23 protein-coding genes are annotated in these 26,675 nt (G+C 47.1%); 18 read left to right on the top strand and 5 right to left on the bottom strand.

Annotated features, from left to right (window positions below):
* The first annotated feature begins 211 nt into the window (after positions 1–211).
* From L5M37_RS02880 to ompW, 5 genes are all read left to right on the top strand, one after another.
* Positions 212–1,198, top strand: a complete 987-nt coding sequence (locus L5M37_RS02880) for a fumarylacetoacetate hydrolase family protein (RefSeq protein WP_219250196.1) — start codon at positions 212–214, stop codon at positions 1,196–1,198.
* A gap of 87 nt (positions 1,199–1,285) precedes the next feature.
* Positions 1,286–1,930 (top strand): maleylacetoacetate isomerase, encoded by a 645-nt coding sequence (maiA, locus tag L5M37_RS02875; RefSeq protein ID WP_219250197.1) that lies wholly within the window; start codon positions 1,286–1,288, stop codon positions 1,928–1,930.
* An 86-nt stretch (positions 1,931–2,016) separates the two neighbouring features.
* A complete protein-coding gene (locus L5M37_RS02870; protein ID WP_028760572.1) occupies positions 2,017–2,307 on the top strand; it encodes a hypothetical protein in 291 nt (96 codons plus the stop codon).
* An 88-nt stretch (positions 2,308–2,395) separates the two neighbouring features.
* Positions 2,396–3,052, top strand: a complete 657-nt coding sequence (locus L5M37_RS02865) for a nucleotidyltransferase family protein (RefSeq protein ID WP_411569061.1) — start codon at positions 2,396–2,398, stop codon at positions 3,050–3,052.
* Between the two features lie 476 nt (positions 3,053–3,528).
* Complete coding sequence (gene ompW, locus L5M37_RS02860) at positions 3,529–4,176, top strand: outer membrane protein OmpW (protein WP_028760570.1); 648 nt, start codon at positions 3,529–3,531, stop codon at positions 4,174–4,176.
* Positions 4,177–4,275: 99 nt separating this feature from the next.
* Here ompW and L5M37_RS02855 read toward each other — a convergent pair whose 3' ends face one another.
* The gene (locus L5M37_RS02855) at positions 4,276–5,019 is read right to left on the bottom strand and encodes an SDR family NAD(P)-dependent oxidoreductase (protein ID WP_263199312.1); all 744 of its coding nucleotides are present in this window, start codon (positions 5,017–5,019) and stop codon (positions 4,276–4,278) included.
* Positions 5,020–5,136: 117 nt separating this feature from the next.
* On the opposite strand from L5M37_RS02855, the gene L5M37_RS02850 reads away from it, so the two are divergent.
* The 11 genes from L5M37_RS02850 to L5M37_RS02800 all read left to right on the top strand — a co-directional run bounded on the left by L5M37_RS02850 (position 5,137) and on the right by L5M37_RS02800 (position 17,356).
* Complete coding sequence (locus L5M37_RS02850) at positions 5,137–5,556, top strand: YbaY family lipoprotein (RefSeq protein ID WP_173245790.1); 420 nt, start codon at positions 5,137–5,139, stop codon at positions 5,554–5,556.
* Between the two features lie 70 nt (positions 5,557–5,626).
* A complete protein-coding gene (gene metA / locus L5M37_RS02845; protein WP_263199310.1) occupies positions 5,627–6,568 on the top strand; it encodes a homoserine O-acetyltransferase MetA in 942 nt (313 codons plus the stop codon).
* A gap of 291 nt (positions 6,569–6,859) precedes the next feature.
* Positions 6,860–8,050: a thiolase family protein gene (locus tag L5M37_RS02840; RefSeq protein ID WP_131523781.1), complete on the top strand. Its 1,191-nt coding sequence runs from the start codon at positions 6,860–6,862 to the stop codon at positions 8,048–8,050.
* A 162-nt stretch (positions 8,051–8,212) separates the two neighbouring features.
* Positions 8,213–9,712 carry a CoA-acylating methylmalonate-semialdehyde dehydrogenase gene (locus L5M37_RS02835; RefSeq protein ID WP_263199308.1) on the top strand — a complete coding sequence of 500 codons (1,500 nt, stop codon included), beginning with the start codon at positions 8,213–8,215 and terminating at the stop codon, positions 9,710–9,712.
* Between the two features lie 79 nt (positions 9,713–9,791).
* Complete coding sequence (locus L5M37_RS02830; protein WP_263199306.1) at positions 9,792–10,949, top strand: acyl-CoA dehydrogenase family protein; 1,158 nt, start codon at positions 9,792–9,794, stop codon at positions 10,947–10,949.
* Positions 10,950–11,008: 59 nt separating this feature from the next.
* Positions 11,009–11,782: an enoyl-CoA hydratase gene (locus L5M37_RS02825; RefSeq protein ID WP_173245775.1), complete on the top strand. Its 774-nt coding sequence runs from the start codon at positions 11,009–11,011 to the stop codon at positions 11,780–11,782.
* Positions 11,782–12,951, top strand: coding sequence for an enoyl-CoA hydratase/isomerase family protein (locus L5M37_RS02820; protein ID WP_113938928.1), 1,170 nt, complete (start codon positions 11,782–11,784; stop codon positions 12,949–12,951). Before L5M37_RS02825 ends, L5M37_RS02820 begins: the two co-directional genes overlap by 1 nt.
* 134 nt (positions 12,952–13,085) lie before the next feature.
* The gene (mmsB, locus tag L5M37_RS02815) at positions 13,086–13,988 is read left to right on the top strand and encodes a 3-hydroxyisobutyrate dehydrogenase (protein WP_263199304.1); all 903 of its coding nucleotides are present in this window, start codon (positions 13,086–13,088) and stop codon (positions 13,986–13,988) included.
* Positions 13,989–14,012: 24 nt separating this feature from the next.
* Positions 14,013–14,771, top strand: coding sequence for an SDR family oxidoreductase (locus L5M37_RS02810; RefSeq protein ID WP_011846385.1), 759 nt, complete (start codon positions 14,013–14,015; stop codon positions 14,769–14,771).
* Between the two features lie 215 nt (positions 14,772–14,986).
* The gene (locus L5M37_RS02805) at positions 14,987–15,229 is read left to right on the top strand and encodes a hypothetical protein (RefSeq protein WP_263199303.1); all 243 of its coding nucleotides are present in this window, start codon (positions 14,987–14,989) and stop codon (positions 15,227–15,229) included.
* Positions 15,230–15,307: 78 nt separating this feature from the next.
* Positions 15,308–17,356, top strand: coding sequence for an alpha/beta hydrolase family protein (locus L5M37_RS02800; protein ID WP_263199301.1), 2,049 nt, complete (start codon positions 15,308–15,310; stop codon positions 17,354–17,356).
* Between the two features lie 33 nt (positions 17,357–17,389).
* On the opposite strand, the gene L5M37_RS02795 is transcribed toward L5M37_RS02800, so the two are convergent.
* On the bottom strand, positions 17,390–17,851 hold the full coding sequence (locus L5M37_RS02795) for a MerR family DNA-binding protein (RefSeq protein ID WP_263199300.1): 462 nt from the start codon (positions 17,849–17,851) through the stop codon (positions 17,390–17,392).
* 149 nt (positions 17,852–18,000) lie between these two features.
* Here L5M37_RS02795 and L5M37_RS02790 point away from each other — a divergent pair, with 149 nt between their 5' ends.
* Positions 18,001–20,235, top strand: a complete 2,235-nt coding sequence (locus tag L5M37_RS02790) for a heavy metal translocating P-type ATPase (protein ID WP_263199298.1) — start codon at positions 18,001–18,003, stop codon at positions 20,233–20,235.
* A gap of 412 nt (positions 20,236–20,647) precedes the next feature.
* Complete coding sequence (locus tag L5M37_RS02785; protein WP_173497118.1) at positions 20,648–22,240, top strand: ABC-F family ATPase; 1,593 nt, start codon at positions 20,648–20,650, stop codon at positions 22,238–22,240.
* A 129-nt stretch (positions 22,241–22,369) separates the two neighbouring features.
* Here the strand turns inward: L5M37_RS02785 and L5M37_RS02780 are convergent, their stop codons facing one another.
* From L5M37_RS02780 to L5M37_RS02770, 3 genes are all read right to left on the bottom strand, one after another.
* Positions 22,370–22,894 carry a lipocalin family protein gene (locus L5M37_RS02780; RefSeq protein WP_263199296.1) on the bottom strand — a complete coding sequence of 175 codons (525 nt, stop codon included), beginning with the start codon at positions 22,892–22,894 and terminating at the stop codon, positions 22,370–22,372.
* A 119-nt stretch (positions 22,895–23,013) separates the two neighbouring features.
* Complete coding sequence (locus tag L5M37_RS02775; RefSeq protein ID WP_263199294.1) at positions 23,014–23,892, bottom strand: DMT family transporter; 879 nt, start codon at positions 23,890–23,892, stop codon at positions 23,014–23,016.
* 106 nt (positions 23,893–23,998) lie between these two features.
* Entirely contained in the window at positions 23,999–26,593 is a 2,595-nt protein-coding gene (locus L5M37_RS02770) for an FAD-binding protein (RefSeq protein ID WP_263199293.1), read from the bottom strand.
* Positions 26,594–26,675: the final 82 nt, after the last annotated feature.

The raw sequence follows: 26,675 nt of genomic DNA, 5'->3' as shown, positions 1-26,675 counted from the left end.
TAGGAATCTTGAGCTGCATCGGGTATTTCTACGCGCAACAAATACGTTAAAGCAAGTAAAAAAGCATGCCTCGTTGGCGCGGACTGCGTAACGTGTATGCCTTTAATGAGTCAAAAAGTCCGATTTAAATCGCCGAATATAAGCTGGGTGACGTCGCACGTTTTCCAGCACAATAAAATTGTACACCTAGCCGAAGAGCACTGGAGCCAATATGAAACTTGCAAGTTATAACAATGGTCGTCGTGATGGTCAGTTGATGTTAGTCAGCCGCGATCTCACTAAAACGGTTGCCGTTCCTGCCATTGCCCACACTATGCAGCAATTACTCGATGGTTGGGATTTACTGAGACCGCAATTGCAAGAATTGTACGATGCGTTAAATGAAGGCGTGTTAGATAACGCGCAAGCGTTCGACGAAGCTAAGTGTTTGTCGCCATTACCGCGTGCTTACCAATGGGCCGATGGTAGCGCTTATGTGAATCACGTTGAGTTAGTCCGTAAAGCCCGTGGCGCAGAAATGCCAGAAACCTTCTGGACAGATCCGTTGTTTTATCAAGGTGGCTCAGACAGCTTTATTGCCCCTAAAGCCGATATTCCACTGGCGAGTGAAGACTGGGGTATCGATTTCGAATCTGAAATTGCGGTTATTACTGATGATGTGCCTATGGGCGTGAGCACTGACAATGCAGCTAAGCACATTAAATTGTTGATGCTAGTTAACGATGTGTCATTGCGTAACTTGATCCCTGGTGAGTTGGCGAAAGGCTTTGGTTTTTTCCAATCTAAACCATCGAGCAGTTTTTCGCCTGTGGCTGTGACACCGGATGAATTGGGTGTCCGTTGGGAAGATTCGAAAGTGCATTTACCGCTGATCACCTATTTAAATGGTGAATTATTTGGTCGTCCGAATGCAGGCGTTGATATGACCTTTAATTTCAGTCAGTTAGTTTCGCATGTTGCAAAAACCCGTCCATTGGGCGCAGGCGCGATTATAGGCTCTGGTACTATTTCTAACTATGACCGTAGCGCAGGTTCGAGCTGTTTAGCGGAAAAACGTATGTTAGAAGTGATTGCCGAAGGCAAAGCCACTACGCCATTTATGCGTTTTGGTGACACGGTGCGTATCGAAATGCTCGATGATAATGATGTAACCATTTTTGGTTCTATCGATCAAAAAGTGGTTGAATACAAAGCCTAAGGCTTTCCCTTAAAGGGCGACACCGACTCAAACTAACGGGGCTTAATTGCCCCGTTTTTATACTGACTTTTATAAGGACATGAAAATATGAAACTTTACGGTTATTGGCGTTCCAGTGCAGCCTATCGGGTTCGTATTGCCCTTAATCTCAAGGGGATTTCAGCCGAACAGTTTTCAGTGCATCTCGTACGTGATGGCGGCGAGCAACATAAAGCGGCCTACATTGCGCTTAATCCTTTAGAGTTAGTGCCAACCTTAGTGGTGGATGATGAGCTGGATGCCTTGTCGCAATCTTTAGCGATTATCGAATATCTTGATGAGATACATCCACAGTCGCCATTATTGCCTGCATCGGCTCTTGAACGTGCTCACGTGCGCGCTATGGCACTTACGGTCGCCTGTGAGATCCATCCATTAAACAACTTGCGGGTATTGCAGTATTTAACGCAAACCTTAGGTGCTGATGACACCGCCAAAAATACTTGGTATCACCATTGGGTCGCAAGTGGTTTTACGGCCTTAGAAACCTTGTTAACACGGCATAGCGGTCGTTATTGCTTTGGGAATGCCGTGACATTAGCCGACTTATGTTTAGTGCCGCAGGTGTATAACGCCCAGCGTTTTAATGTGGATTTAACGCCTTATCCCAATATCATGCGCGTGTGGGCTGAGTGTAATCAGCTTGAAGCCTTTGTCGATGCTGCGCCAGAGCGCCAAGCGGATGCGGTGTAACGAATTGCGCGGATACGGTTTTTACGAATAGAAAGAATGGATGATGAGACTTGCTTTGCGAGTCTAATCTCAGCGATGGAGTTTAAATGCTTTTCAGTAAAAAATGTCCGTATTGCAAAGGTAAACTCGGCGCTAAGGATGTGCCGATTAAGGAAGGACGCTGCTGCCATTGTGATAAGCCGATACTGTACAAACTCAATGTAATAAAATGGATGCTACTGTTCATGCCCATCTTTACTGTTAGCGTTAATCTGCTAGACAAAGATGTCTATGGGTTTTGGATTTGTTTTGCGGTAATGGCACCGATTTATAGTCTCGTTTATTTACTCTGTCATGAGGTCGTAAAGTGCTCAGAAACCGATGGCGAAGTGGAGTAAGCCTAATGTCTTTCCCGTGTTTTTATCTGATATTGAAGCGGGCGATACTGTTATGAATGAAGTTATGAGTGGTGCTAGGGGTAATGTCATGAGTGTTGCTACGAATAATGTTATGAATGATGCAATGAGTGAAGCAGCGCTAGAGCATCAATTACTCGAATGGATAGCTCAAGACTGCGAGCGGGTGAGGGCGCTTGAACTCGCGCTTCAATGTGCCAAAGTACACTCAATGCCGCAGTGGTGTCTGGCGGCGGGATTTGTCCGTAATTTAGTCTGGGATCGCTTGCACGAATTTGAGTTGAGTCCACTGAACGATATCGATCTGATCTATTTTTGCCCTTTAGATATTAGCCCTGAGCGGGATCTGGCGATTGAAACCTATCTTCATCAGCTTGCCCCTGAGTTACCTTGGTCGGTTAAGAATCAGGCGCGCATGCATAGTCGCAATCAAGACATGGCTTACACATCTTGTATTGATGCTATGGCCCATTGGCCAGAGTTAGAAACCGCGGTTGGGGTGTGTTTAAAATCTCATGTTGAGACAGATACTCAGGTAGATGCAGAGACTGCTCATCATTCCATGCATTACGGTATTGAGCTGGTGGTTCCCTTTGGGCTGAACTCCCTGTTTGCCCTCAAATTGAGCGCCAATCCAAAGCGATCATTACCACTGTTTGAGCACAGAGTTGCGACTAAGGGCTGGCTAACTCGCTATCCTTTGCTTACGTGTTGCTACTCAAGCTAATCTTCTCACTTTCTTATTCGTTCAGTCTAAAACTGACTTAACCGCCTCACACTATCATTCCATGCAATCTAGTTATCTAACATGATAGGTATCATCCTCAAGCCGTTTTTATTTGTCCATTTTCTGTTTTTATCCTCATTTAACTCGTCTCAATAATTTGAACTTAATGTTCAAATAACCTCTTAGTTAAGTGCTTTTCATTGTTACTAAAATGTTTATGGTGTTATTGATCACTACCTCTTGCGGTAGTCATTAGTGATGGCTAATGCAACACTTAGCTCACAGAAAACAAAGGGGTATTGTCAATAAATGTTTGAATTTCGTGATTCAGCTCCCATGTGTAGTACCTATAAGTGAGTATTGCTCACTCACTTTGATTTGGATCAATAAATCAGCCGCATATCTCTGGCAGTGTAGGCGTCAATTGTTAAGGATGTAATACAAAACAAAAACCTATGTTGTACATATGGAGTATGATGATGAATAAAAACACTGTTTCTACACTGGTCGCTGCCACCCTTTTAGCCGCTGGTTTTTCTGCCTCTGTATCGGCTCACCAAGCGGGTGACATTATCGTTCGTGCGGGTGCTGTGGTTGTTGCGCCAAATGAATCAAGTGATGATGTTGCGGGTAACGGCGAGTTCCAAATCAGCAATAACACTCAAGTGGGTTTAAACTTTGGCTACATGCTGACAGATAACTTTGGGGTTGAGTTATTAGCTGCCACACCTTTTAGCCACGATGTTTCTTTGGCTGGCGTAGGTAAGATTGCTGAAACTAAACATTTACCACCCACTTTAGTGGCGCAGTACTACTTTGGTGATGCGCAATCTAAATTACGTCCATACGTGGGTGTCGGTGTTAACTATACTAATTTCTTCGACAATGAGTTCACCAACGATTTAAATGGTGCGTTAACTGACTTGAGCATGAGCACTTCGTGGGGCTTAGCGGCACAAGCAGGTGTTGACTATCAGGTTAACAAAAACTGGTTAGTGAACGCTTCAGTGTGGTACGCACAAATTAGCAGTGACGTGAAGTTTAAATTAGCGGGCGACACTGTGGTTATCGACACTGATATCAACCCATGGGTTTATATGGTCAGCGTGGGTTACACTTTCTAATCCACTGATTAGATAAGCATAAAAAAGGAGCCTTAGGCTCCTTTTTCGTTTCTGCACTTTTTATCGCGCCATGTTCTGTTCCACTTAGGCTAAGCCGATTTAGCGCTTTGGCTTTTTAGCTTTCCAGTGGCGAGTGTTATAGATAAATTCGGGTAATAACACAGTAAGCCAAGCGACGAGGCGCCAGCGTTTGGTCACATAGACGCGGCGTTTGCCTTGTTTCATTGCCTTGATGATTTGCACTGCGACTTGTGGCAATGGTGCAAGCCACATTGCACTTTGCTGCATAGCGGCTTTATCGAGCAAACCAAGTTGGATATCGGTAATCGTAATCGGTAACTTAAGGCGCTGAGCATGCATACTTAAGCCCTCAAGGTAATTCTGGCCAAAGGCTTTTGAGGCGTGATAGGCCACACTCGGCCCGCCGCGCAGGCCCGCAATCGAGTTGATTGCCGCCAGTTGTCCATAACCTTGCTCGCGAAATAGTCTAAATGCCGTATTGCAGATGGCAGCAAAACCTCGCACATTGACATCGATAATGTCTTGCTCCGGTAGCCAAGGCAACTCGGGGTCATAGCTATTGAGGCCTGTATTGACTAAGACTAAGTGTGCGCCGCCAAGACTTTGCCAGACTGATTCAAGTTGGTTGATGATGGCTTGAGGTTGTTCAATTTGAAGTGCAAAAACTTGTACTTTTGTTGGCAAGGATAAGGCAAAATCGCGCAGTGATTCTGGATCTTGGGCGAATAAGACTAATTCAACCTGTTGATCTGCCAATTGCTTTGCAAGTTCACGACTTAATTGTGAGCTAGCTCCCACAATGATTGCAGTTGCTTGGGTCATAGATTTTTCGGCAACGAAATGGTGGCTTATGATAGAAAGTTATGTTCACCAAGACAAGATTTATAGCTTGGGCGTATGGACATCTAGAAGTCTTTATGTATGATTAGGAGAAACAAAATGAACAAATGGTTGCGTTTAAGCGCGTTGAGATTAACAGCCTTAGCATTAATGGCCGTAATGGGGGTGTTATCGGGTTGTGCGACACCGAATGCTATCGTTGAGATAAAAGGCGAGACCTTATATCGCGAACGGATAGCCTTACCTGCCGATGCTAAGGTCATAGTGCAACTGCTTGATGTCTCAAAAATGGATGTGCCAGCCATAGTGATGGCGGAGCGCGTGCAACAAGGTGCTGCGACACCCGCGCCATTCAGTTTTGCGATTGGTAGCGATCAGTTCCAACCCGGTCACACTTATGCCATAGGTGCCCGGATTATGTTGGGTGATAAGTTATTGTTTATTAATACTCAAGCCTATCATATTGATCTCAATTCCACTGAGCCAATGACGATACTGCTAGAGAAAGTCGGTGGCTAGTTAGCCCGCTCAGAAGTGAGCTGACATACGCGCCGAATCCGTTAGTATTTACGAACAGAAGAGGCGCGGTATGCCGGTTAGAATTCCAGATCATCTGCCCGCAGCAGGGGTGTTAGAGTCAGAAAATATTTTCGTTATGTCCGAGACGCGGGCGGCGAATCAAGATATCAGGCCAATGAAGGTGCTGATTTTGAACTTGATGCCGAACAAAATTGAGACAGAAACCCAGTTACTGCGCTTACTGGGCAACACGCCTTTACAAGTCGATGTGGATTTACTGCGCATTCACGACAAAGAGTCCAAGCATACTTCCATCGACCACATGAATACTTTTTACCGTGATTTTGAAGCCGTGCGCCATAAAAATTACGACGGTCTTATCATCACAGGCGCGCCGCTTGGGCAAATCGATTTCGAAGATGTGGTTTATTGGGATCATATCCGTGAAATCATCGACTGGTCCCAAGAGCATGTCACCTCAGTGTTGTTTTTATGCTGGGCAGCCCATGCGGGCTTGTATCATCTCTATGGTTTAAATCGAAAAATATTGCAACAGAAGCGTTCTGGCGTATTTGTACATAGGCGTACTTGTCAGCATTTCCCACTGCTACGTGGTTTTGATGATGAGTTCTTTGCACCCCACTCGCGTTTTGCCGAGATGGATGTGGAAGAAATTAGGCAACACCCGCAGCTGCAAGTGTTAGCGCAGTCCGATGAGGCCGGGGCTTATTTGGTGTTAAGTCGTAATAACCGTAACTTGTTTGTAATGGGTCACCCTGAATATCAAAAATCGACCTTAAACGATGAATACCATAGGGATTTAGCCCAAGGCTTAGCGCCAAATGTGCCACAAAACTATTATCGAAATAATAATCCAGAAGCCGAAGCCATTGCCCGCTGGCACAGCCACGGTAGTTTGTTGGTCAGTAATTGGCTCAATTATTACGTTTACCAGTTAACGCCTTATGACTTAAGTGATATGACGGCGATGACACCGTGGGAATCGCGCTAAGGTTTTGTTTAGCCTTTTATGGTGATGTGGTCACATGGATGTGACCTAAGCTGATACCCAAAAGCCCTTAATTTATCTCTCCCTTAGATGCTGTTGTCCACGCTTGACTGTGCTTAATCCCTGCCTCGCTGTAAATCCTTACTGACAATTTTTACCCGATAAAATCGACACATTAGACCAAGGAATACTTGCTTTACGTTCGCGTAAACGTCAGAGTGGTTTTATTGTCGATTTTATTAAACGTCCCAAGGCTAGCACTAGGCCTTGTGGTCAATTTGGGTTGGAGCCTGCATGAGTACTGAACCGTTAAATCAAGATATTGTTATTGTTGCCGCTAAACGCACCCCTATGGGTGGTTTTCAAGGCAGTTTGTCATCTGTTGCATCACCGACTTTAGCCGCGACAGCCATTAAGGGCTTGTTGGCGGAGACTCAATTAGCGGGTGAGCATGTTGATGAAGTCTTGATGGGCTGCGTATTACCCGCTGGTTTAGGTCAAGCGCCTGCACGTCAAGCCACTTTAGGTGCGGGATTACCCTTATCCGTTGGTGCGACCACAGTGAACAAAGTCTGTGGCTCAGGCATGAAGACGGTCATGTTAGCCCACGATTTGATTAAAGCGGGCAGTGCAAAAGTCGTGATCGCTGGCGGTATGGAAAGTATGAGCCAAGCGCCGTATCTTTTGGATAAAGCTCGCGGCGGCATGCGCATGGGCCACGGCAAAGTGCTCGATCATATGTTTTTAGATGGTCTTGAGGATGCTTATACTGGCGGCGCCATGGGAACGTTTGCCCAGAAAACCGCCGATGAATTTGGGATCACCCGCGAGCAGATGGATGCTTTCGCCCTAAGCTCGCTCGAAAAAGCCAATGCCGCGATTAACTCGGGTGCCTTTAAGGCCGAAATTACGCCTGTCACAGTTAGTGATCGTCGCGGTGATGTGACTATCGATACCGACGAGCAACCCGGTAATGCCCGCCCTGAAAAAATTCCTACGCTGCGCCCAGCCTTTACCAAAGATGGCACTATCACAGCGGCCAACTCTAGCTCGATTTCCGATGGCGCAGCCGCATTGATGCTGACCTCTCGCGGCGAAGCTGAGCGTTTAGGCTTAACTGTATTAGCCACCATTAAAGGCCACACCACCCACGCCCAAGAGCCTTCACTCTTTACCACTGCACCGGTTGGCGCGATGGCGAAATTGCTGGCTAATGTGGGTTGGTCAACGGATGAAGTCGATTTATTTGAAATCAACGAAGCCTTTGCCATGGTGACTATGCTTGCCGTGTCTGAGCTCGGTTTAGATGTGGCTAAAGTTAACGTCAATGGCGGTGCCTGCGCCTTAGGTCATCCTATTGGTTGCTCGGGTTCACGTTTGCTGGTGACCTTAATCCATGCATTAAAAGCCCGCGGCCTTAAACGCGGTGTCGCTTCGCTGTGTATCGGCGGTGGTGAAGCAACAGCGATGGCCATCGAGGTCTAATCGCTTAACATTTTAGTTAAATCAACAAGACTGAGATTAACAAGACTTAGATCATTTAGATTTGAATCAACAAGACGGGGCTGGCAAGGGCAATCACTTCCCTTGAGGATAATCATAATATCGCACCGCCAGTCCATCACTCTACAAGGAAAGGATTGCAACATGACCACACAAGTAAAGCATTACATTGACGGCGAGTTTATCCAAGGTACGGGCACATCACAGATTATTGTCACCAATCCCGCGAATAACTCGCCGATTGCCGTGATTAATGCTGCCACTAGCGAAGAAGTTCACGCTGCGATTGCCAGCGCAAAAGCGGCCTTTAAAACCTGGAAAGAAGTGCCAGTATCTGAACGTGCGCGCGTCATGTTGCGTTATCAACATTTGCTAAAAGAACATCACGACGAACTGGCGACCATTCTTGCAAAGGAAACTGGTAAAACCTTCGAAGATGCCAAGGGCGATGTATGGCGCGGTATCGAAGTGGCTGAACATGCTTGTAACGTGGCGTCATTATTGATGGGTGAAACTGTCGAGAACGTCGCGCGTTCAATTGATACTTACAGCTACACTCAACCACTCGGTGTGTGCGCGGGTATTACGCCATTTAACTTTCCTGCGATGATCCCGTTATGGATGTTCCCATTGTCGATTGCCTGCGGTAACACTTTCATTTTAAAGCCTTCTGAACAAGACCCTATGACGCCGCAGCGCCTAGTTGAGCTGTTTGTTGAGGCGGGCGCACCTAAAGGCGTATTGCAATTAGTGCATGGTGATAAAGCAGCCGTAGATATCCTGCTGGCAGACCCTGCGATTAAAGCCATTTCCTTTGTCGGTTCTGTGGCTGTGGGTCAATATATTTATAAAACGGGTACCGATAACTTAAAACGTGTGCAAGCCTTTGCGGGTGCGAAAAACCACTGCGTTATCATGCCAGATGCAAACAAACAGCAAGTGATCAACAACTTAGTCGGCGCTTCTGTGGGCGCGGCGGGTCAGCGTTGTATGGCGATTTCGGTTGCCGTGTTTGTTGGTGCCGCTAAAGAGTGGATCCCAGAATTAAAAGAAGCCTTAGCCAAAGTTCGCCCAGGTTTATGGGACGATAAAGAAGCGGGTTATGGTCCGGTTATCAGCCCAGCCGCTAAGGCGCGAGTGCTTAAACTTATCGCCCAAGGTAAAGCCGAAGGCGCCGAGTGTTTACTCGATGGCAGCGATTTTACCGTAGAAGGTTATGAATCCGGTAATTGGATTGGCCCAACCATGTTCGATAAAGTCACCACTGAGATGAGCATCTACAAGGAAGAAATCTTTGGTCCTGTACTCTGTTGTATGGAATCAGACTCCTTAGAAGCCGCTATCGAATTAGTCAATGCTAGCCCTTATGGCAACGGCACGTCTATCTTTACCGCTAGTGGTGCTGCTGCCCGTAAATATCAACATGAAATCGAAGTCGGCCAAGTGGGGATTAACGTGCCGATTCCTGTGCCATTACCTTTCTTCTCATTTACCGGTTGGAAGGGCAGTTTCTACGGCGATCAACATGCTTATGGCAAGCAAGCGGTGCGTTTTTATACCGAGACTAAAACCATCACTTCACGCTGGTTCGAGTCTGATATTGCCGTAGCTTCAACGCCAAATATGAGCATTAACCTACGCTAAGCTCGGTTATAAACCACGGCGTCTTTATGGCGCCCAATTTATTCAATAAAAAGTGACCATAGAGTCATAGGAGAGCCCAATGGATTTTAATTTCAACGATGACCAACGTCAGTTTGCCGATCTTGCGCGCCAGTTCGCCGCGGAAGAATTAACCCCGTTCGCCGCCAAGTGGGATGAAGAACATCATTTCCCCAAAGACGTGATCCAAAAAGCCGGTGAGCTAGGTTTTTGCTCTCTGTATTCGCCAGAATCTGAAGGTGGCATGGGCTTATCGCGCCTCGATGCCTCGATTATTTTTGAAGAACTTGCCAAGGGCTGCACCGCGACCACGGCCATGCTGACCATTCACAATATGGCGACTTGGATGGTGACGACTTGGGGCACTGAAACCCTGCGTCAGACTTGGTCTGAGCCGTTAACCACTGGGCAGATGTTAGCGTCATATTGTTTAACTGAGCCGGGTGCGGGTTCGGACGCTGCATCTTTGCAAACCAAAGCGGTGCGCGACGGCGATGAATATGTGATTTCAGGCTCGAAAATGTTTATCTCAGGCGCGGGCGCCACTGAGCTTTTAGTCGTGATGTGCCGTACTGGCCAAGCTGGGCCTAAGGGAATTTCGGCGATTGCGATTCCGGCGGATGCCGATGGCGTTATTTACGGTAAAGCCGAAGATAAAATGGGCTGGAATGCCCAGCCGACCCGTCAAATCACCTTTGAAAACGTGCGCGTGCCAGTAGCGAACTTGCTCGGTGAAGAAGGCCAAGGTTTTGCTTTCGCGATGAAAGGCTTAGACGGTGGTCGCATCAATATCGCTACCTGTTCTGTGGGTACGGCGCAGTCGGCTTTAGAGCGCGCAACTCAATATATGAATGAGCGTCAGCAATTTGGTAAACCGTTAGCGGCTTTCCAAGCGCTGCAATTTAAGCTTGCCGATATGGCGACAGAATTAGTCGCAGCCCGCCAAATGGTGCGTCTTGCGGCCTTTAAACTCGATAGTGGCGATCCTGAAGCCACGGCTTATTGCGCTATGGCGAAACGCTTTGCCACTGATGTGGGTTTTCAAGTCTGCGATGCGGCGCTGCAAATTCATGGTGGATATGGTTATATAAGGGAGTACCCGCTGGAACGTCATTTCCGTGATGTGCGTGTGCACCAGATTTTAGAAGGCACTAACGAAATTATGCGCTTAATTATCGCCCGTCGTTTACTCGATGAAAATGCAGGACAAATCCTGTAATTCAACTCGCAATATGCGTGACTTACAGGTCGGCGATAACTGAAAAGGAGTCTATAAAGATGGAATATTTAGTTGAACGTATCGAAGGCCACACGGCGATTCTGACCATGAACAATCCGCCAGCCAACACTTGGACCGCCGAGAGTTTGCAGGCGCTTAAAGCCAAAGTGCTTGAGCTGAATGCCAATAAAGATATTTACGCCTTAGTGTTAACGGGCCAAGGGCAAAAGTTCTTCTCCGCTGGCGCCGATTTAAAACTGTTTAGTGATGGTGACAAAGGTAATGCGGCAACGATGGCCAAGCATTTTGGTGAAGCCTTTGAAACCTTAAGCCAATTCCGCGGTGTGTCGATTGCCGCGATTAACGGCTATGCCATGGGCGGCGGCTTAGAAGTCGCGTTGGCCTGCGATATTCGTATCGCCGAAATTCAAGCTGTAATGGCATTACCCGAAGCGACGGTCGGTTTATTACCCTGTGCGGGTGGCACTCAAAATCTGACCGCACTCGTCGGTGAAGGTTGGGCTAAGCGGATGATTTTATGCGGCGAGCGTATCGATGCGACTCAGGCATTGAATCTACGTTTAGTGGAAGAAGTGGTCGATACTGGCGAAGCGCTTAATGCGGCAATTGCCTTAGCCGTCAAAGTGGCGAATCAAAGCCCAAGCAGCGTGACTGCGTGTAAGACGCTTATTCAAGCGGGGCGCACTATGGCGCGTAGCCAAGCGCTACCGATTGAGCGTGAGTTATTTGTCGGATTATTTGATACTGAAGATCAGGCCGAAGGCGTGAATGCGTTTTTAGGGAAACGTAAAGCTGAGTGGAGAAACCGCTAATGACGAATGTAGTAGATAATGACGTGGTCGAGCATGTCGCAAATCAGGTCACGACCACACAAAATGTGGTTTTTCAAACCTTAGCCACTGCTTCTGGCAAATTGGTTGGTGTGGTCACACTCAATGTGGAAAAAGCCCTCAATGCCTTAGATTTAGGCATGGTGCGCGCTATGACGGCGCAGCTTAATCTGTGGAAGAAAGATCCCCTTATCGCTTGCATCGTATTAGATGGCAGCGGTGAGAAGGCATTTTGTGCCGGGGGTGATGTGCGCGCTTTATACCATGCTTCCATTGCCGCTAATGGGCAAGTGACTGAGGAAGCAAAGGTTTTCTTCGAAGAGGAATATCGCCTCGATTATCTACTGCATACCTTTGGCAAACCTGTGTTGGTGTGGGGTGATGGCATAGTCATGGGCGGCGGTCTCGGTTTGATGGCGGGCGCGAGCCACCGAGTCGTTACCGAAACCTCGCGTATCGCTATGCCTGAGGTGACTATCGGCCTATATCCCGATGTGGGCGGCAGTTATTTCCTTAATCGTATGCAGGGCAAGATGGGATTGTTTTTGGGATTGACCGCCTATCAACTCAATGCCGCCGATGCCTGTTATGTGGGCCTTGCGGATCATTACCTGAACCGTGACGACAAAGAGCTGATGTTTGATGCCATGGCAACCTTAGATTGGAGCGATACGCCAGCACTTAATCATCAACGTTTAGATAGCATGATTAACGAGCTGTCTAATCAAGTGGATATTCCGAAGGGCGACAGTGTATTAGCCGAAAGCCAAGACATAATTGACAGGCTTATGGCGGGCAGTTTGCAGGATATTGCAACACGTATGTCAACTCTGGTATCGGAAGAAAAGTGGTTAATGAAAGCGCGGGACACCTTCCTTGCGGGTAGCCCTATCAGCTGGCACTTGGTCTATATCCAAGGGCAGTTAGGGACTAAGCTTAGCTTAGCTCAATGTTTCAAATGGGAGTTAACCGCAAGTGTTAACGTGTGTGCCCACGGTGATTTCTGCGAAGGCGTTCGTGCACTCTTGATTGATAAAGACAAGAAACCGCAATGGCGTTTTAAGGATGTTAACTCAGTACCCACAGCGGTACTTGAGCAAATATTGGCTTCCCCATGGGGCGAGGCGCATCCCTTTAACCAACTGAGTTAAGCGTTTAAGGGCCGAGTTGGCTAAGCGCTGTATTTATCGGCTTAGCTAAGCTCGCTTTACTCTGTGATAATGACAACATAATCAATTTGATAGCATTATCACAACACTAAAAAGAACAACACAGGAGTGATGGCATGAGTACAGTAGCCTTTATCGGTTTAGGTAATATGGGCGGCCCAATGGCGGCCAATTTATTAAAAGCAGGCATGACGGTTCGCGTCTTTGATTTAGTCCCTGAGGCTATGCAGCAATTGGCCGAACAAGGCGCCTTAGTATCAAGTACCGCCTGCGGCGCTGCGGCGGGCGCAACTGTGGTGATTACTATGCTGCCTGCGGGCAAGCATGTAAAAAACTTATATTTAGGCAATGGAACAGACAAAGGCCTACTTGAAGTGGTTGCGGGTGATACCTTGCTCATCGATTGTTCAACCATCGATGCGCAAAGCGCACAATTAGTGGCGGCCGAAGCGGCTAAAAGCGGCATCGAATTTATGGATGCACCAGTTTCTGGCGGCACGGCAGGCGCGGCAGCGGGTACTTTAACTTTTATTTGTGGTGGCTCGGATAACGCTTTTGAACGTGCGCAGCCCGTACTTAAGGCTATGGGTGTGAATATCTTCCACGCAGGCGGTCCAGGTGCGGGGCAAGTCGCAAAAATCTGCAATAACATGCTGTTATCTGTGTTGATGGTCGGTACTTCCGAAGCCCTGCAAATGGGCGTCGATCATGGTCTCGATCCCAAAGTGTTATCCGACATTATGAAGGTCAGCAGTGGCGGAAACTGGACGCTAGAGAAGTACAATCCCTGCCCAGGGGTGATGGAAACAGTGCCTTCTTCTAAGGGCTATCAGGGTGGCTTTATGGTAGATTTGATGGTCAAAGATCTCGGTCTGTCACAAGAAGCTGCATTATTGAGCAACTCTAGCACGCCAATGGGCGCTTTAGCCCGCAGCTTGTATGTTAATCATGCAAGACAAGGCAATGGTCGCCGAGATTTTTCCAGTATATTTGAACAATTTGCACCACTTAAAAAATAGACACAGATAACAAGGGATCACCAGATGGATTTAAAAGATAAGGTTGTCGTCATTACTGGCGGCGCGGGTGGCTTAGGCTTAGCAATGGCGCAAAATTTTGCGCAGGCGGGTGCTAAGATAGCGCTTATCGATGTGGACCAAGAAAAACTCGAGCGAGCCTGCGCTGAGCTTGGATCGGACACTGAAGTTCAAGGTTATGCCTTAGACATTACCGACGAAGAAGATGTCGTCGCGGGTTTTGCCTATATTCTCGAAGATTTTGGTCAAGTGAACGTGTTAGTGAACAACGCCGGTATTCTGCGTGATGGCATGTTAGTCAAAGCCAAAGACGGCAAAGTCACTGATCGTATGTCTTACGAGCAATTCCAATCGGTGATCAATGTGAACCTGACCGGCAGTTTCCTCTGTGGCCGTGAGGCCGCAGCGGCCATGATTGAATCGGGTCAAGCGGGGGTGATTGTTAACATCTCTAGCCTTGCTAAGGCGGGTAATATGGGCCAATCAAATTACGCGGCCTCAAAAGCGGGTGTTGCGGCTATGTCCGTCGGTTGGGCGAAGGAGTTAGCGCGCTACAATATCCGTAGTGCAGCCGTGGCACCGGGCGTTATCGCGACCGAGATGACGGCGGCAATGAAGCCAGAAGCGTTGGAGCGTTTAGAGAAACTCGTGCCAGTTGGCCGCTTAGGTCATGCCGACGAGATAGCTTCTACCGTACGTTTTATTATTGAAAACGATTATGTTAACGGTCGTGTGTTTGAAATCGATGGTGGTATCCGTCTTTAGAGCGATATCTTATTGATTTGCATAAAAACCGAGCTTAGGCTCGGTTTTTTTATAGGGTAAATAAAGATAATGGTTCTTATACTCTAGCTTTCGGATTTATTTAGATTTCACTGTTGGAGTTGACATTTAGTTGTTAACCTTCAACAATCGCTCTCCCGTTTTTTTACATAACTTTACAAACATGTTGATCACATGTAATGGAGCTTGAAATCCGGATGTCTTGGCAGGAAAAAGCCCACTGGCTTGAGAAAATCACTAAGCGCATGATGTTGAGCGTGGGTATCTTAGGGTTGGTTGTGATTTATTGCGGTTTCTTTTTTCTGCTCTTTAGTGGCCGCTCTGTGGCCGTGATCCCATGGTTTTTTCTTATCTCACCTTGGGTGTGTATTTATTTTGGTTTAACGCAAGTACAACAAGTGCAAGTGGTAAATTGGTTCTTAAAAAAATTTAAAAAATAACTAATTTACACATAACTCATTTCTGCAAGTTCATATTTTGTTTCGGTTTGTGCAGTTGGCAAACATTGGGGAGAAACAATGAAGCTACATGGATATTTATGGATGCTGGGGGGCTTATTTTGTTTAGGTGCTTGCGAGCGCTCGAACAAAGAGACGCCGCATCTTAGTGATAATGGCGCGCGCATAGTTGCGCCCTATGGTAGTTGGCAGTCTCCGCTATCGGCGACTGAAGTGTTTGAGCAGGCCGATAATGTGGCTGAGTTGCAAAGCGTTGATGGTGCTATTTATTTCTCTGAATCTGATGGTGAAAAACAAGGCCAAGTCGGGATCAAACGCCTCGACCAACGTGGAAACATTACCGACATAGTGCCGCCTGCGTTTAATGTTAAATCCGCCGTTCATGAATACGGTGGTGCCGCCTTTTTGGGGATTGGTCAGAGTCTGTTTGTCACTAAGGCACAGGACCAACTGTTTTATCGTTTTGCCCCTAATCAACCCCCTTTGCCTTTAACGCCAAATGGTACTCGCCATGCAGATTGTATTGCTTACCCCAAAGGGTCGAGGATTATCTGTGTGCGCGAAGATCATCGTCAAGCGGGTGAGCCTAAGGCGAGTCTTGTTACCATTAATCTTAATTTTGCCGGTGAAGGCGATACCTTTGTTTCGGGCCATGACTTTATTTCTTCGCCAGCCATCTCGCCCGATAACAGCCAACTGGCGTGGATCACGTGGGAACATCCCTATATGCCATGGGATAATAGCGTGCTCTGGCTTGGGGATCTGGACCGTAAAGGGCAATTACACAATATTCGTAAGGTAAACACGCCCGCAGACTCTTCGGTGTCGCAGCCATTATTTAGTCCTGATGGACAATTGTATGTCGTATCGGATATCAGTAACTGGTGGAATATCTATCGAGTCACGGCACAAAATACCTTAGACCCAGTGCTAAAGAAAAAGGCCGAGTTTGCGGTAGCTGATTGGTATTTAGGCAATCATAACTATGCCTTTGAATCCGAAAAAACGATTATTGCCAGTTATATGCTTGGTAGTCAGGCCGTTTTAATTAGACTGCATCTAGATTCAGGCCTGACCGAATCTTTGGCCGTCGACTTTGGTGAAATCACCCAAGTGATCCGAGGGGAAGATGCTGTTTATTTTGTCGGCGCTAAGGCGACGCCAGAGAAGGGCATTTATAAAGTGATCGGTCGTGGTACTGAGTTGGTGTATACCCCTAACTTACCAAAACTTAATCCCAATTATATCTCCCGTGCTAAAAATATTACTTTTAAAACAGGTGCTAACCAGCAAGCTTACGGTTATTTTTATGGTCCGGTTAACCCCAACTATACTGCGCCTAATGATACCCGTCCGCCCTTGATTGTAATGTTACACGGCGGTCCTACGGCGCGTGCGAGTCTGGCTTATCGCAGTGACATTCAATTTTGGACCAGCCGAGGCTTTGCGGTTCTCGATGTTAATTTCCGTGGTAGCAGTGGTTTTGGCCGTGCTTATCGTCAAAGTATCTACGGAAAATGGGGCCAAGTTGATGTGGAGGATGCGGTCAATGCGGCCCGTTATTTAGTTGATAAGGGTTGGGTCGATGGACAAAAACTGGCGATTCGAGGTGTTAGCGCTGGTGGGTTAACTGTGATGTCGTCATTGGCATTTTATGATGTATTTCAAGCGGGGGTGAGCTATGCGGGGATCAGTGACTTTGAACAGCTCGCCAAGAGTACCCATAAATTCGAGACTGGCTACTTAGATCTGCTCATCGGCCCCTATGGTGAAAATCAAGCCCGCTATAGGGAACTGTCGCCCCTGCATCACCTTGAAGGATTGAATGAGCCTTTATTAATTTTTCAAGGATTACGCGACCAAATCGTACCACCACAGCAGTCGCGGCAGATTTATGAGGCGTTAAAAGTGAGAGGCGTACCCACGGCTTATATCGCTTATCAGGATGAACCCCACGGCGGTTGGAAACCTGAGCACAAGGCCGCAGGATTAGAAACTGAGCTGGCATTTTATGGGCAAGTGTTTAACTTTACCCCTGCGGGTAAGCTTGCAACACTGGTATTGGATAACGCCGCGGCGCTAAAGCCAACCATAGTGAGAAGTCAATAACGCGGTATTTACCGTTATTGAACTTGGCCATCACTATTGCGATTGGCTTTTACTGCAACACTCAGAGCCAGCATTTTGCTGGCTCTTGTGATTTTTATGGCTGCCATGAGTCTCGTGACTTAGGCTGTCGATAATCGCGCAGTGGGGCTGATCGCCGCCTTGGCATTGGGTTACCATGTGTTGTAATTGCGCCCTAAGCTGTTGCAACTTATTGATTTGCTCTTCGACATAGGCAAGGTGAGTACGGGTAAGTTGTTTGACGTCTTCGGCATTACGGCTTTCATTGCCCTTAAGGCCAAGCAAGGATTTGCAATCTTCTAGGCTAAAACCTAAGTCGCGACATTGATGCACAAACTTAAGCGCTTCAATATCTTGATGGCGGTAAACCCGATAACCCGCCTCATTGCGCTCGCCGCACACTAAGCCAATATCATGGTAATAACGGATACTCTTAACGCTCAAGCCCGTTTGTTTCGCCACTTCGCCTATCTTCATCTTGACCTCTTCTTTGAGCAACTGAATGGTTTTTCGCCCAGCAATTAATTGTCGATGTGATCACATCGAGCAAATTCATCCTTGACTCTCCCGCAATGGGAGACTTTATCTTAGACCTATAGTGTAAAACATCAAGTGAGGGATCTCCCATGTCTATGACCAGACTCTATGTCGCCAATATGAATTGCGCTGGCTGCGTCGCGAAAATTGAAAAGGCGTTTGCCGCCCAAGCGGGCGTCGAAGCGCGTGTTAATCTCGCCGATAAACAAGTGACGGTAGAAGGCAAGATGAGCGCCGATACTGCCTTAACTGTGATGGCAAATGCGGGTTATCCGGCGCAGGTGGTGGTGGATGCGAAAGTCGCCGCCGAAGAAAAACGCCTAGAAGATGCCACTGAGTATCGGCTGCGGATGCGCCAAGCCATAGCTGCGCTTGTTGTGGGCGTGCCTATGATGCTGTGGGGATTATTGGGCGGCGAGATGATGATCAACAGTCCAAATTTGCAGCTTGGCTGGGGCATTATGGGACTGGTCACCTTGGCCTTGCTTGTTACCACGGGCGGACATTTCTACCAAGGCATGTGGCGGGCGCTAAAAGCCAAAACCACCAACATGGATACGCTGATTGTGCTGGGCACTAGTACGGCATGGGCTTATTCCATGCTGGTGGTCATTATGCCGAGCGCATTCCCTATGGATACCCGCCATGTGTACTTTGAGGCGAGTGTGATGATTCTAGGTTTGATTAACTTAGGTCACGGACTGGAACTTAAAGCGCGGGGCAAAACCAGTGAAGCGGTGCAGCGATTACTTGGATTGCAATCCACCACTGCGATTCGGATCACAGATAAGGGCGATGAAAAGGTTGAGATAAGTCAGCTGAAATTGGGCGATAAGCTGCGTTTGCGCCCCGGTGACCGAGTTGCCCTCGATGGTGAGGTCGAAACGGGGCAATCCCTATTAGATGAAGCCATGCTCACAGGTGAACCCATTCCCGTGCTTAAAAATCGCGGCGACAGTGTGAGTGCGGGTACAGTCAATGGCAACGGCAGCTTAGTTTATCGAGTGACGGCGGGACAAGAAGATACCAAGCTCGCCAAAATCATCGCACTGGTGCAGCAAGCGCAAACCTCGAAATTACCCATAGGTCGATTGGCTGACAGAATCTCAGCGGTATTTGTCCCGACTGTGGTGGCTATAGCGCTGTTGGCAGCGGCAATTTGGTATTTTGTGGGGCCAGCACCCGCCTTAAGCCATGCGTTAGTGGTGCTGACGAGCGTGCTCATCATAGCGTGCCCCTGTGCGCTGGGGCTGGCGACACCTATGTCTATCATGGTGGCCGTTGGCCGCGCCGCCCAAATGGGCGTGTTAGTTAAAAATGGCGAAGCGTTGCAAACCGCCAGTAAAGTTGATTGTGTGGTACTGGATAAAACCGGCACTGTCACCTTAGGCAAGCCGCAAGTCACTGATTTTAATTTAGTGCAAACGCTGAGTGATGCCGACAAAGAGACTTTGCTGGGCGAGATTGCGAGTCTTGAGCAGCACTCTGAGCATCCGTTAGCGGGGGCGATTGTCAGTTATGCCAAGGAATCCCTGTCGCAATTGCCCGACACACAGGCATTTACTAACCATCAAGGTAAGGGGATTGAGGGCAAGGTCGATGGCGTATCGCTGGCGATTGGTAATCTCGCCTTGATGACGGCATTGGATATTGTCAATTCCGATGGCAGTGCCTTAGATCCAAAAGCGACATTAAGCTTTGCAAATCAAGGTAAAACCCCGATTTATGTCGCCAAAGCGGGCAAGTTAGTGGCCACTATCGCGCTTGCCGATCCGATTAAACCCGATGCGAAAGACGCCATCGCGGCCATGCTGCAAAGGGGGATTCACGTCGTGCTGTTAACGGGGGATAACCCACAAACGGCGCAGGCAGTGGCCGACCAAGTGGGCATCACCGAAGTGATTGCTGGCGTACTGCCAGAGCAAAAACAACAGCATGTGCTGGATTTGCAAAAACAAGGGCATGTGGTGGCTATGGTTGGGGATGGCATTAACGATGCGCCCGCCCTGATGAGCGCCGATGTGGGGATTGCTATGGGATCGGGCACTGAGGTGGCGATTGAAAGTGCGGATATCACCTTGTTGTCGCAGCAGTTGATAGTGATTGCTAACTTATTGGCATTATCGCGGGCGACGATTACCAATATTAAGCAGAATCTGTTCGGCGCCTTTGTGTATAACAGTTTGGGTATTCCGGTTGCGGCGGGCGTGCTTTATCCACTTACGGGCATGTTATTAAGCCCTGTGATTGCGGGGGCAGCCATGGCTTTGTCTTCACTTACTGTCGTCACGAACGCCAACCGCTTAAGACGGCAGAAGTTATAAGCTGCCAGTGCCCAAAAAAGCTCAATATACTGAAATGGGTATCTTGAGCTAACTCTGGGCTATGTCCACATTAACACTTACCACATAAGTCCTTAGCAGATAGCCCCTAAGCAGATAGTCCCTTAGCATCGCCAAGCTTTGCGACGCTAAGGGTCATCAGATTGTCATTCTGCTCGAATACATTGAAAGCTAAGCCAATAGGGTAAAATCAATTACGCTTCTCATACAGGCATAGTGCGGCGATTCCGGCATTCCCTCTGGCTTTTGATCCGCCTTGGTAGTTGATAATTTAGCCCAAACTGCTATAGTGCCACGTTTATTTTTACCCCTTCGGCATAGCGTTATTTGGTTTATGCTTATTTAAAGCGGCGCCAGCGGGCTCGGCCAACATTACTCGATTTGGAAGTTCATTTTGATCACAACAGCAAATATCACCATGCAGTTCGGCGCTAAGCCACTGTTTGAAAACATCTCAGTTAAATTTGGCGGTGGTAACCGTTACGGTCTTATCGGCGCGAATGGCTGTGGTAAATCGACCTTCATGAAGATCCTGTGTGGTGATCTAGACCCTAGCAGCGGTAACGTCTCGTTAGATGTGAATGAGCGTCTGGGTAAATTAAGCCAGAACCAGTTCGGTTATGAAGAATTCAACCTGATCGACACCGTGATCATGGGCCACCGCGAACTGTGGAAGGTAAAGCAAGAACGTGATCGTATTTATTCTTTACCCGAAATGAGTGAGGAAGATGGTATTACCGTCGCCAACCTAGAGATGGATTTTGCTGAGATGGACGGTTATACCGCCGAATCTCGTGCTGGCGAATTACTGTTAGGTGTAGGTATCGGTATTGAAAGCCATTTTGGTTTGATGTCTGAAATCGCACCGGGTTTAAAACTACGTGTATTGCTAGCACAAGCCCTGTTCTCTGATCCAGACGTGCTGCTGCTTGACGAACCTACCAACAACTTGGACATCGACACAATCCGTTGGTTACAAGACATGTTGAACCAACGTAGTAGTACTATGGTTATCATTTCGCACGATAGATATTTCTTAAACTCAGTCTGTACTCACATGGCTGACTTAGACTACGGCGAACTGCGTGTTTACCCAGGTAACTACGACGAATACATGCAAGCAGCTACCCAAGCTCGCGAGCGTTTATTGTCTGATAATGCGAAGAAAAAAGCCCAGATCTCTGAACTGCAAACCTTCGTAGCACGCTTCTCGGCTAACGCCTCTAAGGCGAAACAAGCCACCTCTCGTGCCCGTCAAATCGACAAGATTAAGTTAGATGAAGTAAAAGCATCTAGCCGTGTGAACCCCTTCATTCGTTTCGAGCAAGAGAAGAAATTGTTCCGTAATGCCTTAGTGATTGAAAACCTAACTAAAGGCTACGACACTCCGTTATTCAAAGACTTAAACTTGATTGTTGAAGTGGGTGAGCGCATTGCGGTATTGGGTGAAAACGGCGTTGGTAAAACAACCCTGTTACGTACCCTGATCCATGACATCCCGCAAGATGCTGGTACTATCCAATGGTCTGAAAACGCTAACATTGGTTACTATGCACAGGACCATGAGTCTGATTTCGCTAACGAAATGACGCTGTTCGAGTGGATGAGCCAATGGCGCAAGCCAGAAGATGACGACCAATCGGTACGTGGCATCTTAGGCCGTATGTTGTTTGGCTCTGACGACATTAAAAAGTCAGTCAAAGTGCTGTCTGGTGGTGAGAAAGGTCGTATGTTATTCGGCAAGCTCATCATGCAAAAAGCCAACATTTTAGTGCTCGACGAACCGACCAACCACATGGATATGGAATCGATTGAATCATTAAACAACGCGCTGGAAATGTACGAAGGGACCTTGATTTTCGTGAGTCATGACCGTGCATTCGTATCGTCTCTGGCAAACCGTATCCTCGAAGTGACTCACACAGGTGTGAATGACTTCAGAGGCACTTACGATGAGTTCCTTGCTAGCAAAGGTATCGAAGTCTAAGGTTATTTGTGATTTAGCTGCATAAATAAAAACGCCGCAATGTATTGCGGCGTTTTTATATCCATTGGTTGTCTTTTTATCTAGCGATTAGCTTTCGCGCACTCGATTTTAGCGCATTGGCGGCACTCGTTAGGGCGCTGACACTTGCTGCACATAAATCAAATTGTCGGTATCAAAGCCGCGTGCTTTAGACATTTCAACAAACTTTTGCAGCACCTCGGGTGGCACAGTCGGGGTTTTAGCCAATAGCCACAAATAACCTGTGTCGGGTCCCGATATAAAAGCGTATTGATAGTTTTCATGGTCTAATTCGAAGACCACATACGATCCATAAAATGGCCCAAAGAAGGAGACTTTCAAATAGCCTTCTGAGTCCCCATTCACAAAATAGGCTTTTCCTTCGGCTTCTTTCCATTCGTTTTTAGCCGCTGAAAATCCACGGTTAATGACCCTAACACCACCATCCTCTTTCAGGCTGTATTCTGCGCTAACTTGGCTTAACCCTCTTTCGAATGAATGATCTAATCGTGCAATCTCGTACCATTTACCTAAGTATTTATTAAGCTCAAAATCATTCACGGGTTGAATAAGTTTAGGCATGCCTAAGCAACCGCTGAGCAAAAATATACTGATGACTAACAGTAGCTTTCTCAATTTGACCTCCTGATCTTAAGTCTTAGTCGCACGTCTTAAGTGCAATGTTCAATCAATCCTCTATCGAGCTTACACTATTTTCTTCACATTATTTCAGCTACTTGGCAAAGTGTTGTTGGTTAGCCGCTCGTAATCAATACTTTACGCTGACTGATAAAGCCTTGGCTAATGCCGGCCAGAATAATCAAGCCGACACCGCTTAATTGCATGGGACTCAAGGTTTCACCAAATATCCACCATGCTAGCGTCACTACGATAACCGGTTCCACATAGGCGAGGGTGCCAAAGGTGACTGCTGGCAATTGCCGCAGGGCTTTTACCGCCAGTAATATTGCTAAAAATCCGGGGAAGAATCCAATCGCAATTAACCAACCCATTTGCGGCAAACTTGGCGTCAGCGGTGCATTTATCACTAAGGGCAGTAGGCACAAAGCGCCGACACTAAGCTGTACTAAAGTGCTTTGATAGGGCGAACTCAGGCTAGGTTTTCGATTGATTAACATAAAACCGCAGTAGGTTAATAAGGCGAGTAGGGCATAAAAATAACCTAATAATTCAGTGTGATTGCTCGCTTGCTGTGGCCCTGTGGGGATCATTAACATAAAGCCCACCAGCGCGACGACCACGCTTGCCATGCTTAAGCGGGTGAGTTTCTCGGCAAAGAAATAATGGGCAAAAATAGCCGACACCACAGGGGCTAAGTAAATAATCATGATCACATTGGCCATTTGGGTGTACTGAATGGCTTCAATGTAAAACGCCATAAAACCCGCGAGCATAATGCCATTCACTAAGGTACGTTTACTGGGTCTATGGCGAATCTGATGGTCTTTACCTGTGAGCAGCATATAAGCCAATAGAAATAGGGCACCGAGCAGTAAGCGGTAGAAGGTAATGTGTTCGGCGGGCAGGGCGGCAAAGCGCGCTAATACACCGATTGTGCCCATAAGAATGGCCGCCAATAGGGCAAAAATGATAACTAATGCTGAGCTTGGCATAGATAACCTACAACAGAGTGAACAGAGAGTTAAGGGTCGACACCGTCCTTTGGACGGTGTCGATTTTGCCTTAAAAACTCACCCTAGGCTATGCCGATGTATTAACTTAAATAATGCTTTTACGTGAGCGGAAATGGTTAAAGCTATCTTGGCTGTAGGCCGCCTTAATCCGTTTTAACGCGGCGTAGTTATGGTCGAAGTACACATCTGTAGGAATGGCCTTATCTTTGAAACTGATAAAAGCGCCCGAGGTGTTGGGGATGTCATAGTTTCGGCTGGCATCAATCCAATCGAGCGCACGATTAATGCGGGTAAACACTTGGCTATCCTGCAATTGTTGCTTCTCTTGCAGGGCGTTATTCCACCAAGTTTGATATTGAATTGTGTATTGTCTGTCCTTGTAGGGGAAGGCGCTGCGACTCTTTTGCTCTTCGCCCATAGTGCGATAATAATCGCCCGCAATGGCGCCAAGGGTAACATAGGTAAATAGCCCCAGTTGGTGATTGCCTTCAAGCACATAGCGAGAGGTTAAGCTTTCGAGCAGTGGCTTATAACCGTCCCTCAGGCCCGTTTGATTGACTAAGCGCGAGGTGACTTTATGGGGTGCGGGCTCATCCAAATCGGGTGGCGTCGGTGAGCGGCTTATGCCTTGCAAGTCAGCTTGCAGATGATGAAAAGATTCCCTTTCCCAACTGGGCATTAAGTTTTCACCGTAGGCTTTGGTGAGTCCGCCCATACCCTCAATGCGAATATCATTGGGCACTAGGCCAAATTCATTAAATTGTGTCTGGATAAAGTGGTTTAGGCTGGCGGAATTACCCTCCCAAAAACCATACATCAAGCAGTTATGCGTAATTGACTCAGTGTCTATGTCGGGTGTTTTGTGTTGTTCTACGGGTAAATGTTTGGCATTAATCTTGAGATTAGTGCCAATCAAACAGCCAGTGCTGTCGGCATTTATGATGGCTTCCCAGCGCTGTAAAATGTCTTTAGTTGGGGTGTGCTCAATGAGTTCATGGGTTTGTTTATCGTAGCAATTCCATTCTAATTCAAACTTGATAAGGCAAGGCGGTAGTGGAAAGGTTTGAACAAAAAAGCGGGTCACTATGCCGTAACTTAATCCGCCGCCACCCTTAAGCGCCCAGAGTAACTCAGGTTTATTGGCAACAGAGACGACTTGAGTTTCACCAATGCCGAGGACGATTTCTGCCTGTAATAGGGATTCGCAGCACATGCCATATTTGCGGGTCCAAGGTCCTGAGCCGCCGCCCATAATAAATCCCGCTATGGCAACACTGCCACAGGTGCTATGGGGGATCATCACGCCTTGTTTGGCAAGCGCAGTGGTGAGATTGATAAAGCGATTGCCTGGGCCTATGGCCGCAATACCTGTGATGGGATCTAAAGTGAGGCTATCCATCTTCAACAGATCTAACACTACGGTATTCGTTTCAGTGCTTTCACCTTCGTGATCATTCCCACCCGAGCGCACGCTGATTGGCAAGTTATAATCGATGGCCGCCTTATAGGCGATTTTGACTTCTTCAGTTGACGTGCATTTGATGATCGCCAGTGGCTTTTTTTGTAATCTGCGGTTGAACAGTTGGCAAGCCTGTTGGTAGGCGATCATTTGCTTACCCGTGCTGACCGAGAGTTGCTGCTCACTATAATAATGGCCACCGGTAATAATATTATCGGCCGGAATGTGTGCGCGAACTTCATTGATGAAATTAACAAAGTTTTTGGCTTGAGTGATCACTAAGTTTTCACTAATACGCACTTCAGCACTTAATTCTTCTTCGGTCGATTGAATAATCAGACAATCCCGTTCGAGTTCATTTGCAACTGTGACTTTAACATTAGAGCGATAGGCCGTCAGCGATTTAAATACTTCAATATTGAGTGTAATATCCGCTTGATTACTCGCCGTGTAATTCACTAAATAACTAAAATTAGGCCAAGTGTTATAATTACATTCAATAATATAGGCTCGGCGTTCGTGGGGCGGAATAATCTTAGGCAATTGTTGATTATAGGTATTGCTATCCGTAGTGGTTTTTATGAATTGATTTTCAGTATCATTAAATATAACTAGCAGCACTTTTTGCCTTTTAAGTGGGATAAAGTTTTCACCACGAATATTATGTGCATCTTGATGCTGATAAATATAAAGGTTATTTTCGCTAATCGATTTTTGTTGCGCTGGATTACGGTAATAGTCAACGATTTCAGTTCGGGTTAATAATCGATTAAGCAAGGTGATGCCAAATATTTCACCATCGAAATGTGTATCGCGATGATTCGGTAAAGACACGTTTTCAATTAAAAACTCATTGTCGGCAACCAGTGACAGATTATTGAGTTGTGTATGGGTAATTTCACCATCCACATAACAATTGATTTCATGGTATTCATGGCAGATAGACAATAAGTGCCACTGGCCGTCATTGAGTCCACCTAAGGTTGATATTGCCTCAACCCGCAGCAAGGTGGTATTAATCACGCATTCAATATGCCCCAGTGAATTAATGTCCACCGCGAAATAGGTATCTTCTCGATCGGTTTTATAATGGAACACACGCCCACCTGCGCTGGTTTTTACCCAACACTGGTAAGTAAATATGGCAAGGGGTGACGTGCTCACGGGTAAGCTTTTTTCAATCACTGCCCGTATATTTCTTGATGCCTCAAGCTTGTCCATATTCATGAGTCCTTTCGTGTGCTTTATGTGTTTTCCTCAATACGCTAAAGCGCTACTGAGGTCATTCATCCCGTTGTTAATC

Origin of the sequence: Shewanella sp. SM69 (assembly GCF_025653985.1) — a bacterium.
Lineage (GTDB): Bacteria > Pseudomonadota > Gammaproteobacteria > Enterobacterales > Shewanellaceae > Shewanella > Shewanella oncorhynchi.
Note: the sequence above shows the minus strand (reverse complement) of the source record. Positions and strands in the feature narration are given on the sequence as shown.

What these genes read in the sequence shown, in the direction of transcription:
- L5M37_RS02880 (WP_219250196.1), top strand. Translation starts at nt 212, where the DNA reads ATGAAACTTGCAAGTTATAACAATGGTCGTCGTGATGGTCAGTTGATG.
- maiA (WP_219250197.1), top strand. Translation starts at nt 1,286, where the DNA reads ATGAAACTTTACGGTTATTGGCGTTCCAGTGCAGCCTATCGGGTTCGT.
- L5M37_RS02870 (WP_028760572.1), top strand. Translation starts at nt 2,017, where the DNA reads ATGCTTTTCAGTAAAAAATGTCCGTATTGCAAAGGTAAACTCGGCGCT.
- L5M37_RS02865 (WP_411569061.1), top strand. Translation starts at nt 2,396, where the DNA reads ATGAGTGTTGCTACGAATAATGTTATGAATGATGCAATGAGTGAAGCA.
- ompW (WP_028760570.1), top strand. Translation starts at nt 3,529, where the DNA reads ATGATGAATAAAAACACTGTTTCTACACTGGTCGCTGCCACCCTTTTA.
- L5M37_RS02855 (WP_263199312.1), bottom strand. Translation starts at nt 5,019, where the DNA reads ATGACCCAAGCAACTGCAATCATTGTGGGAGCTAGCTCACAATTAAGT.
- L5M37_RS02850 (WP_173245790.1), top strand. Translation starts at nt 5,137, where the DNA reads ATGAACAAATGGTTGCGTTTAAGCGCGTTGAGATTAACAGCCTTAGCA.
- metA (WP_263199310.1), top strand. Translation starts at nt 5,627, where the DNA reads ATGCCGGTTAGAATTCCAGATCATCTGCCCGCAGCAGGGGTGTTAGAG.
- L5M37_RS02840 (WP_131523781.1), top strand. Translation starts at nt 6,860, where the DNA reads ATGAGTACTGAACCGTTAAATCAAGATATTGTTATTGTTGCCGCTAAA.
- L5M37_RS02835 (WP_263199308.1), top strand. Translation starts at nt 8,213, where the DNA reads ATGACCACACAAGTAAAGCATTACATTGACGGCGAGTTTATCCAAGGT.
- L5M37_RS02830 (WP_263199306.1), top strand. Translation starts at nt 9,792, where the DNA reads ATGGATTTTAATTTCAACGATGACCAACGTCAGTTTGCCGATCTTGCG.
- L5M37_RS02825 (WP_173245775.1), top strand. Translation starts at nt 11,009, where the DNA reads ATGGAATATTTAGTTGAACGTATCGAAGGCCACACGGCGATTCTGACC.
- L5M37_RS02820 (WP_113938928.1), top strand. Translation starts at nt 11,782, where the DNA reads ATGACGAATGTAGTAGATAATGACGTGGTCGAGCATGTCGCAAATCAG.
- mmsB (WP_263199304.1), top strand. Translation starts at nt 13,086, where the DNA reads ATGAGTACAGTAGCCTTTATCGGTTTAGGTAATATGGGCGGCCCAATG.
- L5M37_RS02810 (WP_011846385.1), top strand. Translation starts at nt 14,013, where the DNA reads ATGGATTTAAAAGATAAGGTTGTCGTCATTACTGGCGGCGCGGGTGGC.
- L5M37_RS02805 (WP_263199303.1), top strand. Translation starts at nt 14,987, where the DNA reads ATGTCTTGGCAGGAAAAAGCCCACTGGCTTGAGAAAATCACTAAGCGC.
- L5M37_RS02800 (WP_263199301.1), top strand. Translation starts at nt 15,308, where the DNA reads ATGAAGCTACATGGATATTTATGGATGCTGGGGGGCTTATTTTGTTTA.
- L5M37_RS02795 (WP_263199300.1), bottom strand. Translation starts at nt 17,851, where the DNA reads ATGAAGATAGGCGAAGTGGCGAAACAAACGGGCTTGAGCGTTAAGAGT.
- L5M37_RS02790 (WP_263199298.1), top strand. Translation starts at nt 18,001, where the DNA reads ATGTCTATGACCAGACTCTATGTCGCCAATATGAATTGCGCTGGCTGC.
- L5M37_RS02775 (WP_263199294.1), bottom strand. Translation starts at nt 23,892, where the DNA reads ATGCCAAGCTCAGCATTAGTTATCATTTTTGCCCTATTGGCGGCCATT.
- L5M37_RS02770 (WP_263199293.1), bottom strand. Translation starts at nt 26,593, where the DNA reads ATGGACAAGCTTGAGGCATCAAGAAATATACGGGCAGTGATTGAAAAA.